The sequence below is a fragment of the Acinetobacter towneri DSM 14962 = CIP 107472 genome (assembly GCF_000368785.1).
Taxonomy (GTDB): domain Bacteria; phylum Pseudomonadota; class Gammaproteobacteria; order Pseudomonadales; family Moraxellaceae; genus Acinetobacter; species Acinetobacter towneri.
Map to the genome: position 1 here is coordinate 127,687 of NZ_KB849695.1, position 15,362 is coordinate 143,048.

At 41.3% G+C, this 15,362-nt stretch carries 13 protein-coding genes; 5 read left to right on the forward strand and 8 right to left on the reverse strand.

Annotated elements, in window-relative coordinates:
* Nucleotides 1-4 precede the first annotated feature (4 nt).
* Entirely contained in the window at nt 5-1,987 is a 1,983-nt protein-coding gene (gene mutL / locus F947_RS13350; protein WP_004976842.1) for a DNA mismatch repair endonuclease MutL, read from the reverse strand.
* A complete protein-coding gene (tsaE, locus tag F947_RS13355) occupies nt 1,980-2,456 on the reverse strand; it encodes a tRNA (adenosine(37)-N6)-threonylcarbamoyltransferase complex ATPase subunit type 1 TsaE (RefSeq protein ID WP_004976844.1) in 477 nt (158 codons plus the stop codon). Before tsaE ends, mutL begins: the two co-directional genes overlap by 8 nt.
* Before the next feature lie 216 nt (nt 2,457-2,672).
* Between tsaE and F947_RS13360 the strand changes: the two genes are divergently transcribed.
* The 3 genes from F947_RS13360 (at nt 2,673) to F947_RS13370 (ending at nt 4,591) form a co-directional block, all read left to right on the forward strand.
* Nucleotides 2,673-3,587, forward strand: coding sequence for a pseudouridine synthase (locus tag F947_RS13360; protein WP_004976846.1), 915 nt, complete (start codon nt 2,673-2,675; stop codon nt 3,585-3,587).
* Nucleotides 3,588-3,697: 110 nt separating this feature from the next.
* Nucleotides 3,698-4,054, forward strand: a complete 357-nt coding sequence (locus F947_RS13365) for a type II toxin-antitoxin system RelB/DinJ family antitoxin (RefSeq protein ID WP_004976848.1) — start codon at nt 3,698-3,700, stop codon at nt 4,052-4,054.
* Between the two features lie 93 nt (nt 4,055-4,147).
* Nucleotides 4,148-4,591 (forward strand): GNAT family N-acetyltransferase, encoded by a 444-nt coding sequence (locus F947_RS13370; RefSeq protein ID WP_004976850.1) that lies wholly within the window; start codon nt 4,148-4,150, stop codon nt 4,589-4,591.
* 101 nt (nt 4,592-4,692) lie between these two features.
* Here F947_RS13370 and F947_RS13375 read toward each other — a convergent pair whose 3' ends face one another.
* Nucleotides 4,693-5,415, reverse strand: a complete 723-nt coding sequence (locus F947_RS13375; protein WP_004976852.1) for a pseudouridine synthase — start codon at nt 5,413-5,415, stop codon at nt 4,693-4,695.
* A gap of 159 nt (nt 5,416-5,574) precedes the next feature.
* Between F947_RS13375 and F947_RS13380 the strand changes: the two genes are divergently transcribed.
* On the forward strand, nt 5,575-6,030 hold the full coding sequence (locus F947_RS13380) for a DUF441 domain-containing protein (protein WP_004976854.1): 456 nt from the start codon (nt 5,575-5,577) through the stop codon (nt 6,028-6,030).
* 85 nt (nt 6,031-6,115) lie between these two features.
* On the opposite strand, the gene F947_RS13385 is transcribed toward F947_RS13380, so the two are convergent.
* The 5 genes from F947_RS13385 to F947_RS13405 form a co-directional block, all read right to left on the reverse strand.
* On the reverse strand, nt 6,116-7,291 hold the full coding sequence (locus F947_RS13385; protein ID WP_004976856.1) for an MFS transporter: 1,176 nt from the start codon (nt 7,289-7,291) through the stop codon (nt 6,116-6,118).
* 130 nt (nt 7,292-7,421) lie between these two features.
* On the reverse strand, nt 7,422-8,342 hold the full coding sequence (locus F947_RS13390) for a LysR family transcriptional regulator (RefSeq protein WP_004976859.1): 921 nt from the start codon (nt 8,340-8,342) through the stop codon (nt 7,422-7,424).
* A gap of 283 nt (nt 8,343-8,625) precedes the next feature.
* On the reverse strand, nt 8,626-9,609 hold the full coding sequence (locus tag F947_RS13395) for an ion transporter (protein ID WP_004976861.1): 984 nt from the start codon (nt 9,607-9,609) through the stop codon (nt 8,626-8,628).
* A 140-nt stretch (nt 9,610-9,749) separates the two neighbouring features.
* Nucleotides 9,750-11,462 carry an AAA family ATPase gene (locus F947_RS13400; RefSeq protein WP_004976863.1) on the reverse strand — a complete coding sequence of 571 codons (1,713 nt, stop codon included), beginning with the start codon at nt 11,460-11,462 and terminating at the stop codon, nt 9,750-9,752.
* 103 nt (nt 11,463-11,565) lie between these two features.
* A complete protein-coding gene (locus F947_RS13405) occupies nt 11,566-13,569 on the reverse strand; it encodes a hypothetical protein (protein WP_004976865.1) in 2,004 nt (667 codons plus the stop codon).
* 456 nt (nt 13,570-14,025) lie between these two features.
* Between F947_RS13405 and mdh the strand changes: the two genes are divergently transcribed.
* On the forward strand, nt 14,026-15,198 hold the full coding sequence (gene mdh / locus F947_RS13410) for an iron-dependent methanol dehydrogenase (protein ID WP_004976867.1): 1,173 nt from the start codon (nt 14,026-14,028) through the stop codon (nt 15,196-15,198).
* The last annotated feature ends 164 nt before the right edge of the window (nt 15,199-15,362 follow it).

The following is a 15,362-nucleotide window of genomic DNA, read 5'->3' on the forward strand; positions in this document are numbered from 1 at the left end:
AACGCTACTCTCCTCGAGCAAAAAGTTTATCTAGTTGTGCCAATGGAAAGGCACGCCAAGTCGGGCGACCATGATTACATTGGCTAGCAAATTCGGTTTGTTCCATTTGACGCAATAAGGCATTCATTTCAGAAAGACTTAACATCCGATGTGCACGTACTGCACTATGACATGCCATTCCCGCCAAAATATGATCACGCTTTTGCAACAAGGCTTGCGCCTCATCATTCGGGTCTAAATCATCAAGTAATTCAGGAATTAATTCGGCAAAATCTGCCTTATGCAAAATCGCGGGCACACCGCGCACAATGACCTGTTCATCGCCATATTGGTCTATTTCCAAGCCCAGTCGTGCCAATTGTTCTTTTAAATCATCCACCCGCATGGCTTGCATGCGGCTAATGCTGATAACTTTGGGGATCAGCAATTGCTGCGAAGTCCAAAACTCAGGTTTATCCCAAGCGGCTTTCATCTGTTGCAACACAATTCGTTCATGGGCGGCATGCATATCTACAATAATCAAGCCTTCACTGTTTTGCGCCAGAATGTAAATACCATGCAATTGCGCAATTGCAATGCCGAGCGGATGCTCATCCACCGCAGGTGTTGTGTTTGTTTGCGTAAGATTGGCTGAGTCTTGATCTAGATCACGTAAAGGCGCGAGATAGCTTTTTAAAGCATTGTTGAGCTGTTGCGAACCTTGATAATTACTCTGCACAGGTCGGTTATATTGAACTGTCTGCGGCTGACTCTGATTAAAATCGGTAAGTAACTCACTTCCCGCTTGTGAAGCGGGCTGCATCGTGTACGCATCTACTGCATCGTCAGCGGAATTGTAAGGATTTGCCTCGGCATGTTTGTGCAGTAAAAATTGTTCCTGATAACGCGGTTGCACCACATAAGGCGCAGCTTGTTCGACAGGATCAGCTTTCATAGCAGTGGCTAAATCTGCTGTTGCAGTTTGAAATTGCGCCAAGGTTTCTTTGGCATAATGTCGTACAAACTCATGCACTTCCCGCTGATTTAAAAAGCGAATTTCATGCTTGGTCGGATGCACATTGACATCAATATTTTCAGGCTCAACCTCTAAAAACAGTAAATACGCAGCATGCTGATGTCCATGCAAAATACCTTCGTATGCCATACGCAAAGCATGGGAGATGGTCTTGTCTTTTACAATGCGCCCATTCACATACACATACTGCAAGTCGGCTTGCGAACGTGCATCGGAAGGATGCCCCAACCAACCCGATAAGTGCATGGTGACACTGTCAGCATCTATCCAATAGGCATTTTCGACAAAGTTTCGTCCTAAAAGTTGCTGCACGCGCTGAAAACGCAATTCGCCACTGTCTGCAATGGGTAAATTCAGTTTGATGCTGTCGTTGTGTTCCAAAACAAAACGAATATCGAAATGTGTGAGTGCCAAACGACGCACAATTTCTTCAATATGTCCGAATTCTGTACCCGCTTTTTTCAGGAATTTACGTCGTGCAGGCACATTAAAAAATAAATCCTGTACCCGAATATGTGTGCCTTTTTGTGCAGCAACGGCCTGAATATCTTGATGGTCAAAGGCAGTGCCATTGACTTCGACCTGATAACCAACACCATCTTCAGTTTGGCTGCTGACCAAAGTCAAACGCGATACTGCTGCAATTGATGCCAGTGCTTCTCCACGAAAGCCTAAACTGACAATGGCATGTAAATCATCGGCCGTTTGAATTTTACTGGTCGCGTGACGAGTCACCGCCAAAGGCAAGTCTTCGGCATGAATGCCACGACCATTATCAATAATTTCAATGAGTGTACTGCCGCCTTGTGCCACACGAATAATCAGCTCGGTTGCACCTGCATCAATGGAGTTTTCTAGTAACTCTTTGACCACAGAGGCAGGACGCTCAATTACCTCACCCGCAGCAATTTGGTTGGCTAAGGCAGGTTCAAGCGTGTGGATCCGACGTAGATTTAACACATCATTAGGCATGATTAAATTGTTGCTCCAAAGCTTGTTGTAATGCAGCCGAAGACGAACTTAGCATTGCTGTACGGCTTAATTCATCTTCCGATTTTTTAATTTCAATGATCAAGTCTGCGGGCGGAATTTCATCGCCACCTTTTGATGGCCATTCAAATAAAAACAAGGCATTTGGGGTTTCTAAATAATCACGAATGCCCATCAGCTCTAATTCATAAGGATCATTTAAACGATATAAATCAAAATGAAAAATATCTTGTCCTTGTATTTGATAAGGTTCCACCAAGGTGTAAGTCGGGCTTTTAACCGCGCCCTGATGCCCCAAATGCTGTAGAAAATAACGCGATAAAGTGGTTTTTCCTGCGCCTAAATCACCAATTAAATAAATCACACCCGACCGAAAATGCGTTGCCAAAACCTGCGCCAGATTTTGGGTATCTTGCTCATTATTTAAAGCCAAATTAAATGAATACTGCATAACGCTCACGACATGATTCAAAAGACCAATTATGATAGCATCGCACTGCTTTAAAGCCTATGTACTGATGGATAAAACTGTGTAAATGTGGACAATTTATAACAAGTTTAGACAAGGCAATGAATCAATATTGTTAAGCTTAGCACCCAAACTGCTTAGGCTATTTTCAATATGATGAAAAAGAAACTCTCCCACCTGAATATGAGCAATTTGCAGATGAAGTCGACTCATCCCAACACCTTTGTTCCACCCATGCTAGATGGTGTGAGCGCCAGCAAATTGCATTTACCCAAATTAAGCACACAGCCTGAATCAATTTTTCGTTATTTATGTATCCAGTTTGCCCATATTTCTGCACAGGAATGGCTGCAACGCTTTGAGGAAGGTCTGGTTTATGATGCCGAAGGCAAGCGTTTAGATTTAGATACACCTTATAGCGCACATCAGGATATTTTTTATTATCGTTTTTTAGCGCATGAAGTTGCCGTGCCTTTTCAGCATCAAATTTTATTTGAAAATGAACACTTATTGGTTGTAGATAAACCACATTTTTTGACCATGAGTCCTACAGGGCAATATGTACAAGAAACCCTATTAGTACGCTTAAAAAAACAAACACAGAATGAGCAGCTCACACCTATTCATCGTTTAGACCGCGAAACTGCGGGTGTGGTGCTGTTTTCCAAACAACCAGAAACTCGGGCGGTGTATCAGCAATTATTTGTAGAACGTCAGGTGCAAAAAACCTACCATGCCATTGCGCCTTATCAAGCTAATTTGTCACTACCATGTACTGTGCAATTACGCATGGAAAAAGGTGAACCTTTTTATTTGATGCACGTCGTGGCAGGCACACCTAACAGCGAAACAGAAATTCGTTTGCTTGAACATAATCAAACATGGGCAAAATATGAATTAAAGCCTACAACAGGCAAGCAGCACCAACTGCGTGTGCATTTAAATAGCTTAGGTATTGCGATTAAGAACGACCCGTTTTATCCCATTTTACAGCACAAACAAGCAGATGATTTTTCTGCACCGCTACAATTGCTTGCCAAGCATTTAAGTTTTTTTGACCCGATTAGCCAGCAACAATTCCACTTTAGCGCACAGCAGGAATTGACATTGTAATATGTTTGTCATTACAAAATAGTGGATTTTCGTTGTAGTCATATTGAAATTACAAATGAATTGTTTACAATATTGCTAAAATTTAAATCTATTTCCTTCTATTAAAAATTATGAGAAAAACTGAAGTCTATCAAGTACGCTTGGACTCTCAAGAGAAAAAACAAGCCTTTGCTGTGTTTAAACAGTTGGGGATTACGCCTGCGCAAGCGGTACGTTTGTTTTTTAAGCAAGTCGTGCTGACTAAATCAATTCCCTTTTCAATTGAAAATCAGAATATTAATCTGGAACAATTGATTAAGTTACGCAAATTAAAACAAGAGCAAAAAGCAACGCTAGTGGATGCAACCCCAAGCAATGAAGCATCTGTAACTGGCAATAATAGTGTTGAAGATTTTGAACTGGATGATGAACATCTAGACTTGTTTGATGAACTCAATGCAATTTTGGGTGAAACTGACAAAAATTAACAGTGTTGCATTTTTAAACAATTCTTTAAAAATTTACTTTAAAAACTTAGCTATGCTTCATGCAAGGACAATAAAAAAGCATGGAGTATCGTAATGATTGTAAGACGTGCCACTTTAGAAGACTTAGACCAGCTTGCTGTATTGTTCGATGAGTATCGTCAGTTTTATGGTGCATCCTCGAATTTAAGCCTTTCAGCAGCATTCTTAAAACAGCGTTTTGAAAATCAGGAAAGTGTGATTTTCATTCATATCAAAGATCAAAAAATCACTGGATTTGTATTACTTTATTTAGGCTTTTCTTCGGTTGCCTGCTCGACCTACTATATTTTAGATGACGTTTATGTCACCCCTGTTTTTAGACGACAAGGTTCGGCCAAACAGCTCATTGATACTGCAATTTTATTTGCACGACATGAAAATGCGCTACGGATTAGCCTTGAAACACAAAAAAGTAATTACCAATCCCACCAATTGTATGAAAAGATGGGCTTTGTCAAAGATGATGAATTCCAGACTTATCACTGCTTTTTAAAATAGTCACCTGATCTGACGATTGCAGAGTTAGACAATGGATTTAAATTTAACCTAGCCCAAGCCATTGCTCATAAGCTATTGATGAAAGCTCAGCTAAACTCATGTTATTCCATACGGCTTTTTGCCAACTCGACATGTTCAGGGCTTAAATACATCCATTCACCCACATCTAAAGCCAAATCAGTCAAGTTTAATGCACCAACTTGCTGACGATGTAATTGTTCTACTTTATTGCCCACTGCTGCCAGCATACGTTTAACTTGGTGATAAACACCTTGATGAATGGTCATCTGCAATTCATGTTCAGCAAGCTGTTGTACCTCTGTTGCAGCAAATGTCCCTGATTCATTGCGCAATGCGACACCCTGCTCAAGTTGCTGGATTTGTGTTGCATTAATCGGGTCTGCGGTGTGCATAGCATACACTTTTGCCACATGCTTTTTAGGATGGGTCAATGCTTGTAAAAACTGTCCATCATCCGTCAGCAATAACAGCCCTGTGGTGTCCTGATCTAAGCGTCCAACACACTGCAAACCACGATTCAGCAATACATCATCAAACAAGTCAAACACACTAAAATGATGGGTCGCTTGATGCGAACACTCATAGCCTTGTGGTTTATGTAAGGCGATATAGACCTTTTCACGATATTGATAATTTTGCCCATACACCGAAAATTGCAAAACCGTTTCAGGCGCAATTTTTATCGCGAATTTAGGATTGGTCTGGGTTTCGCCCATAATGGTGACTGCACCATTTTTAATGAGTTGTTGGCAATGTTTACGTGATCCAAAGCCTTGTGATTGCAACATTTTTTCCAACAACATGATGAGCGACCTAATGATAAAAAGTATAAATATATTTGCTGCTATTCTAAACCAAATACACCGTAAATTCTGAACACATTGCGTACCTTGCCCGCTTGTAGTTCAAAACAGTTACAATAACTGCACTTTTCCAATTTATTTCCCCTTTTATGGATCACCATGCTCTCTCAATTAGACCTTAACCTGATGGTGCTGATCGTTCTACTCGCATGCGGTATTTTTAGCCAAAATACGGCTGTGACCATTGCCGCAGCAGTACTGATTGTTTTTAGAATTACGCCGCTAAGTGAATTTTTCCCACTATTGCAGCAGCATGGCTTAAATCTGGGCATTATCATTCTCACCATTGGCGTACTGACACCTATTGCCAGTGGCAAACTTCCAGGCGAAGCAATTCTAAAATCTTTCCTGAGTTGGAAATCTTTACTTGCGATTGCAATTGGTGTTTTTGTGGCATGGTTAGGCGGGCGTGGTGTCAAGCTCATGACCAATCAGCCTGATGTGGTCGCAGGCTTATTGATTGGTACAGTCGCAGGTGTTGCTGTGCTACGTGGCGTGCCTGTGGGACCACTGATTGCAGCAGGAATTCTCACCTTGTTTATTGGCTATTCTTAACATAGATTTAGGGACGCTTGGTTTAGATGGTTTTGCTTGAATTCATCGTCTTGTATCAACCAATTTCAATAAAAACCATCCAAATCTAAGCCACTTTGCGAAACAAGATAGATGTTAATATCATTCCCATTGCAGATAAAACGGCCATTAAAATACCAACCCAAAGCCATGTTCCTGTGGCAGATACGATCGCTGCGACCACAGGCGGCAATAAAAATTGTGAAATTGCCGAGCACTGCAACACCAAACCTACGGTGGTACTAATCGCAATCGGTTGTGGTGCAAAATTAAGTACTTGCGCAAATACCACAGCTGCGACTAAACCACCAAATAAAGAGAAATGGATGACCAATAAAAACTGCACAATGAATGGTAAAACATCACGCAAAATATAAAAACTCAGTGCGCATAGCATCAATACCGCAAAACCCATTTGCATCAACACTTGCGCTCTCAGCCCACGCTGTAATAACAACCCACATACAAATGTACCCACCGCATTTGCCATTGCAACCATAGCTGTGAGCACACCTGCGGTTTGTAAAGATATTTGATATTGCTGATAAATGATCGGCAAAAAACCCACCAAACTGAACCACTGCCCTGCATAAACACCAAAAACCAAAGCCAATATCCATGCGGGTGGATGGCTCAAAGTGCTTTTAATCAGTTCAAAGATGGCAATGGCTTGCGTGCTGATCTGCACACTCGGTACGGCTTTATAAATGATGATTGCGAGCGCAAAGGATAACAATCCAAAACACATCCACACGCCTTGCCAATCCAAGATGGTCAGTAAAAACGGCGTACTTAGTAAACCAATACCCATCCCGCCGCCCATATAGGCACTCCACAGCCCCATTTTGGCAGGCAACTGCTCCACTGCAACCAGTTGACGAATAAATGCAGGGCCGCTGAGTGTAATCAGTAAAAAGCCAAAACCTTCAATTACACGCAGACTTAATAGTGCGGAAAAGCTATGTACAAAACCACCGACAAAACTTGCACCTGCCAATAAAGACAAACCCAAAAGTACACAGCGTTTTAAGCCAATTTTTGCGGTATAACTGCCTAGCAACAACGCCAAAGTCATGCCTGCAGCTTGTACTAAAGACAGCAAAAAGCCTGCCTGAACCAGACTAATTCCGAGTTCAGCTTGAAGGATAGACACAGTCGGTGGCAACTTGCCAATATGCATTGCTGCCATAAAACCCGCAGCAACAATCCATAAATCCTTGGTCAGCCAACGTACCGAACTCACAGCGCTCTCCCTTAATTTTCGCAAGGCAAGCTTAGCAAGAACATCTCACTGTTTTTAGTGGAGATTTAGATGAGCTTAGTGTTTTTAGCAATTAATCAGCATCCTCTTTAAAATGCTGATTGTGCAATTTTTAACTCGAATAATATTGTGTGCGTTTTTGGGAAAATTTCTCTAATTGCTTCAAAAAGCCTTCAAAATAGCTCTTTTCTTTTTCTTCGCTACGATAACCCGCATACAAGGTACGGCGTAATCCTCCCGCAGCAACGCAGTCTAAACGACGTGAAGTTACCCAGCCTTTTTGCTCATATTCATTCACCACCCAATCTGGCAATGCGCCAATCCCTCGCCCACTCGCCACCAGTTGAATCAACATTTGGGTTAAATCTGTAGTACGAATAGCTTTTGGCTGAATATTGGCTGGAATGAATAGCTTAGACATAATATCTAAACGGTGTTTATCGACAGGATAGGTAATCAGGGTTTCTTCTGCCAACTCCTGTACGGTAATGCGCTCGGCACGTACTAAAGGATGAGTATTTGACAACACCAAACGCGATTCATATTCAAAAATTGGAAAATATTCGATACCTTTTAAGGCAATCGGGTCTGCAGTAATCAATAGGTCAAATTCTGCGTTTTGCAATAATTCATGCGGATTGGCTTCAAAACCTGAAGCAAAATCTAAATCTACATCAGGGTATTGCTGACGATATTGATTCAGCAGCGGCATCAACCAGTCAAAACAACTGTGACATTCCGAAGAAAAAATAATCCGCCCCGTTTGCCCATGCACAATGCGGGTAATATCGGTTTGGGTAATTTGAATTTGTGGCAAGACATCATCCGCCAGTTTCAATAAACGCTGCCCAACATTGGAAAATGTCACAGGACGACTACGGCGATTCACCACTTCTACGCCATACCAATGATCTAGTTCTTTGAGTTGATGAGAAATGGCAGATGGCGTCAGACATAAATCATTGGCGGCAGCAACCAAAGAACCATGTTCACGCAGGGCTGATAGCGTTTTTAAGTGGCGAATTTCAAGCATTGCTTGTTCCTAGTTTTTCAAGTTATTGACTGCATGTTTAGACCTAGGTCGCATTTTTATTTTGCAAAATAAGAGACAAAGCCAAACATGATTCAATTTAATAATGAATTAATTTAATCTTAGCATGTAAATAATGAGTTTTCTTCATCTTAGTTTTTATTCGATGATATTTACTACGAAATCAATACAATTCCATAAAAATAATATGGCTTTCAGCAAGCATGTTTTAGGCTTCCAACGTGCAGAGCCAAACTAGAATTGAAATTCTTAACCCAAGCCTCGCTTACTCCGACAACTTCTCTCCACAATGTGGGCAGTATTTATAAGGCTCCTGTTCTAAACGCAGCTCTTCTTCACGACGCTCACGAATTAACTGCAATAAAATATCTTGGGTTTGCTCAGTGTTTAAACCGACTTGTTTGCGTAAATCTTCAATTTTTTCTTGATCATTTAACAGATCAATCTCACTATTTTGCAATAGCTCTCTAAATTTCAACCCTAAATGCTGCTTACGTTGTTCAAGTTCGTTGGCTAAACCTGTGGCTAAAATACCTGCAGGCAATGCTGCCAAGCCGACACCCAATACCGTAATTAACGCACCTAAAATTCTGCCCCAAGGGGTAATTGGTGTGACATCGCCATAACCGACTGTGGTTAAAGTCACCACTGCCCACCACATCGAAGCGGGAATTGAGCTAAAGGCTTCAGGCTGTGCCTTGCTTTCCACCACATACACACCTGCGGCAGACATCACAATCATAATAGAGAGAATAAAAATGACTGCCTGAAATGATCCTTTTTCCCGTTCGATCACTCTTAATAAAATTTGCAATGATACAAAGTAACGTGTCAGTTTTAACAAACGCAGCAAACGTAAAATTCTTAGGAACCGTAAATCTAGATGCACAAAGAAGTTAATATAAGCAGGTAGAATCGCCAACAAATCTATAATTGCCCCACCGCTGGTAAGCCATTTTACACGCTGTTTCCACGGCGAAATAAACGGGTCTTTTTCGGCAATACTCCAAATCCGCAGCAAATATTCAAGCGTAAACACTGCAATGGAAAAATTTTCAAAATGGTCAAAAAATACCTGATAGGCAAGATAGACATCATTCACCGACTCTAAAATAACCGCACTGGCATTGCCTAAAATCAGTAAAATTAAAAAATAGTTAATGCAACGACTAAACCATGTTTCATAGTCATCGTCGTGTAAGTTGTTATAGACAAATTTTCGAAATGTGTACCACGGTGTAAATGCCATACCGAATATTATATTTTAAAGCTTACAGTGATGGCAGTTTAACCGAAGTTTTTCTCAAAACGATAGTATTTTATGTGACGTTAAGCGGGCATTTTTAATGCAGAATTGCAGTATAAGTCATCATTATCCAAATGACTAAACTACTGAATAAACAGTAATGCTAAACGCACCTGATCATAGCCCATGCGTGGACTAGTCGCTTCAACAATCGGGCGCAGTTTAATTGCGCCATCATCGCTGAAGTGCTCTGCATTTTGACGCTTCATTAATCGCTTATAAATTTTACGGACCTCTTCCACCACTTCTTCACCTGGATGTGCCACTGAAATATCCAGATTTTGTTCTTTTTGCAAACGTGCCAAATGGTTGATAATAGTTGCAGGAGTTAAACCTCGCTCTACTGCAATATCCTGAATATCATAACCTTCTTCAAATAAAGCGCGGGTTTCATCTAACGTGGCAGTCGCATAATTGGTTTTTCCACCTTTGGCAATTTTCTTTTCATTGCGCAAAATTTCGGTTTCGTTCAACGTGCCACCACAGTGACGAATAAATGCATTATGTTGTGGTGTTAAATCCATCAGCTCATAGTGCGTTTCAGCTTCTTCAGACAATTCCTGAAAACGGCGGTCAGCCTTAATCGCTAAACTGTCGAGTTCCAAAGCTTGGCTATTAAATCCCAATAAACGCAAACCGCTTAACGATTTTAATCGTGACAACGCCACATAACCCTGCCCTTTTTCAAAAGTATGGCTAAGATTGATTTCTGCCGCTTCTAAGGTCATACCTTGTGATTTGTGGATGGTAATTGCCCATGCCAAACGCAGCGGAATTTGCTGGAAACTGGCAATGGTTTTGCCTGCATCATTATCCACCGACCAAGTTTCAGGCTCGACCAGTAATACTGTGCCATCGGTCAATTTTACTTTAGGCAAAATGCCGTGATCATCATCTTCTTCAAAGCCAATCACTTCGCCCAAACTGCCGTTGATATAGCCCATATCGAAGTTGTTTTTAACAAACATCACTTTGGCATGTTTTTTTAGATTTAAAATTTCAGGCGCACGTACGGATGATTTCAGCGTTTCAATCAACTTTTCATTGCCATCACACACGGCATCAAACTGCTTGCTCTCAGTTTCAATTTCATTCAAATGCTTAAAGTTGATATTGTCCACATCCATATTGTGCGTATATAAACGCGTGAAAGTGTCGCCAATATCTTGATGACGGGTGTGTTCCAAAGCCTGAATATGTTGATGATCAATACTTTGTACACGAATCGCATTGAGAATGTCATTTAAGTAGTCATCGCCCTGACGGTGCTGCTCGGTTAAATAACAGACCCGAAATTTAGCTTCGACCCACGCATCTGACATAAAACAGAACTTGTCACGATTGCGCTCATCGTTTTTTCCCACAGGCGGTAACTGGAAAAAATCTCCCGCGACAATCACCTGAATACCACCAAAAGCGTCATCACTGTCTTTGAAATATTTTAAAACCTGATTGACCAAATTCAGTTGCTTAGCATGCAACATCGAAATTTCATCAATAATCAGCACTTGCGCATTTTCTAAATGTTCTTTGAGATATTTGCGCTCTTTCATATTTTTCAGGTCGGCATCGGACAAAAAATCTTTAATACCAATGCCTGCCCATGTATGAATGGTCATGCCATTCATGTGCGTTGCAGCAATGCCTGTAGATGCCGTAATTGCCACTGGCACTTTGCGCGCTTTTAAATAATTGATGTATTGATTCAGGGTATAGGTTTTACCCGCACCAGCCGAGCCTGTTAAAAAGACATTTTCGCCTGCTTTTAAAAGTTTAAGTGCAGTTTCCTGTTTCATAAGACCTATACCATGATTGAACGGCTATAGCCTAACGAGTTTTGAGCCAAAAGTTAAGGCTCAAGTCCGTGAATACGACAACAGTTGTCTTATGACTTGTAACTTATGACTTTGATGGTAATTGTGGATTCAGCCATGCAATAAACTGCGCTGCGATAGTAACCAACAATTGTTCCGCTTTTTGATTATTAGGATATTCCAATTGATCAAACACAAGTTGCCCATTCCTAAAGTGACAGCCCAAGGTCAATTGCTGCACATAATGTGGTGATGCCATGTGAAACGCCACATATTGTCCTTCACTCATGGCTTTGGCATAGCTCAGTGCCAAACAGTGTTTAAAGTTTTTCGATTCTTCAATAATACGGTCTAAATCGGTCAGTTCTTCAAAACACCAACCTGAAAAGTACAATATTTGCTGCGGGCTTTTCGCCTGCCATGTGCTACATGGAATTTCTTTTTTCAGTTTGGCAAATAGCTCTGCTTTATACACTTGTTGATGCCAATGCACCGCTTGATGAAACAACCCCAACCAACTCAAACTTTTTGGAATATGCGTATGCGCTGCAAAATACTCCAGTAAATAGTCACGCACATAACTGTCAAATACCGAAATACGTGTATTGTGCGCACGTAAATAAAAACGCTGCCGAAAATCATCAGGCTGAATCTGATAACGCTGCAATACCGTATAAAAGTCACGTTGCTGCTGACTATCAGACTGAATATAGTCCAACAAAGCTGTCGGTAAATCTTGGGTGATCTGCTGTAAATACAACATATAACTTTGCATGACACGACTTAAACGCCGAAATACATGCTTGACCAAATGCTCATCGTGTTGCGCCACGGTTTTCAGCAAAGTCATCCATTCATCCAAATACAAAATAGAAGGACTAATGGCAACCCGCGGATCATCCAACGATTGTTTTTCGCCATGCGGCATTAAACTGACATTATGCGCATGTGCGAACCACGCTTGCTGTGTCGCATATACATTACAGCTTTGAATGAACATACGTGCGGCTGAATATTGAAAATATTGCAAAGTTGCCAAAATAATCCGTGGATGTGCCTGACTACAATCGACAAAACTGAGCGCAGTCACTGCCACCCGCACACTGGTATGATGAATATTTAAACTAAGCCAATCCAACACTTGTGCAGACTGTTTAAACAGCCAATTCACCGCACGTGGATAATCAAATAACGGCAGTTTGGCGACTTTCTTTTGCCAAATTAAAGGGCAAGATTTTAAAAAATGCGGTTTCGCCAAAGCATCGGAACGCTGCCACACCTCACGGTGCATTAAACGCGCAAAACCCAATAAATGCCCATGTTCTTCGGCATGTCGATACAACAACCGAATATCATCCTGATGATCGATTAAATCCTGCAAATTAAATCGTTCAGGAAATGAAATACTTAAAATACGATGCATGGCTTTAGGTAGAAATTCTGCCGCACTAAAACAAAAATCATCATAACTTTGCATCAGTGCTTGCACTGGCAAAAAGGTTTCACCCTCTACAAATTCCAAAGCACACAGTGTCGATAAAGTAGTTAAAACATCTTCAGGAATGTGCTGCCCTTGCTGCACAAATTTGGTCAATACTGGTTGATACTGATCGTCTGCCTGCATTAATGCCTGATCTAAAATTTGTGCCTGCATTGCATCTAAATGCAATAACAATTGCTTAACCCGTGCTGCACCATCTACCCACAGGTAAACTTGCTGCAGAATCAATTGTCGCAATTGCTGCGCCTGATTACGCAAAAATAAAGAATGCTGCGGTTTTAAATCCCCAGTCAAAAAATGCAGATCATGTAAGAAAAAATCTTCAAATGCTTCTTGCTGTTTCCCCGCAAATTCAAAGTGAGTTTCTATTAAATTTGTATGCGATTTTGGCGGATAAAATTCAAGACTAAACAGACCATTCAGCAATTCGACCCGATGCTGCAAAGGATCGATCCGAAACAAATTTTGTGCTGTAAAATGTCCAACCAAATCCATTTGATCTTGATAGATTTCTGCGGCCACACTGGAAATACGAACCAATTGCTGTGCAACGGCATGCAACTGGCTATGCTGGCAAATTGGCTGCATATACGCTCCTCATGCTTAAGTGCGGTCTATCTAAGTGTCATCTTATTTTTATTTGATTGCACCGACTAGACCCATCACGTGATACATCCCTATTTTTTGTTTTTTATTTCCATCTGCAAAAAGTGGACAATTCTTCAATCGAGCTTAAGCCACTTATTAATTGAATTACACCTGAAATTTATGTGAACGGTATCTACACCTTAAAATTAGAGATACAAAAACACTATAAACAAGATTTAAGCCCTTGCCTATAGCCTGCGCACAACTTCAGAAAAAATAAAAACCCATTAAAAAACAAATAAATTTCAATTGATTAGTTTGCATTATTTACTCAGAAAATAGGGTTGGTGTTTGGTAGGTAGGATTTCACCACAAAGCATTGAATACTCAAATCACGGTTCAACACCGCGATAACAACACATTATTCCAATACCCAATGCAAGAAGGAATCTGAGCATGGCTTTTAAAAATATTGCAGATCAAACCAACGGTTTTTATATTCCTTGTGTGTCTCTCTTCGGCCCTGGTTGTGCCAAAGAAATTGGCGTAAGAGCGCAAAATTTAGGTGCTAAAAAAGCCCTGATTGTGACAGATGAAGGACTGTTTAAATTTGGCGTAGCCGATACCATTGCAGGCTATCTCACCGAAGCAGGCGTTGCTAGCCATATCTTTGCAGGTGCTGAGCCAAACCCAACCGACATTAACGTACATAAAGGTGTCGATGCCTACAATGCCAATCAATGCGACTTTATTGTGTCTTTAGGTGGTGGTTCTTCACATGACTGCGCCAAAGGCATTGGCTTAGTTACCGCAGGTGGTGGGCATATTCGTGATTATGAAGGCATTGATAAAAGTACCGTGCCAATGACCCCGCTAATTGCCATTAACACCACAGCAGGTACAGCATCGGAAATGACCCGTTTCTGTATCATTACCAACACTGACACGCACGTTAAAATGGCAATTGTCGATTGGCGCTGCACACCACTCATCGCCATTGATGATCCAAAACTCATGATTGCCAAACCTGCAGGTTTAACCGCAGCAACAGGCATGGATGCTTTAACTCACGCTGTAGAAGCCTACGTTTCAACTGCAGCCAATCCTATTACCGATGCCTGCGCTGAAAAAGCTATTCGTATGATTAGCCAGTGGCTTAGCCCTGCCGTGGCAAATGGTGAAAATATTGAAGCACGTGATGCCATGAGCTATGCGCAATATTTGGCTGGTATGGCATTTAATAATGCCTCATTGGGTTATGTGCATGCCATGGCGCATCAACTCGGTGGTTTCTACAACTTGCCGCACGGCGTCTGTAATGCAATTTTACTGCCGCATGTTTGCGAATTTAACCTGATTGCCTGCCCTGAGCGTTATGCAGATATTGCAGAATTGATGGGAGTCAATACTGACGGATTAACCACCACAGAAGCCGCCTATGCCGCGATTGATGCTATTCGTGAACTATCTAGCTCGATTGGTATTCCAACAGGTTTAGCAGAGTTAGGCGTGAAAGAAGATGACTTGGCGATTATGGCTGAAAATGCACAAAAAGATGCCTGCATGCTCACCAACCCACGTAAAGCCAATCATGCACAAGTGGTCGAAATTTTTAAAGCCGCGATGTAATTTGAATCTCCTGCTGAGTGAATCAAGATTTGCTCAGCATCTCCCATCCTTTTTTTCAATTTTCCTCTTTTGCTGTTTTATTTTTATCCTTCCCTTTGGCAGAACCATCTCAGATGCGTTCTGCTTTTTTTGCTGTTCAGAACAAAATGAACTCGCAGCATAAA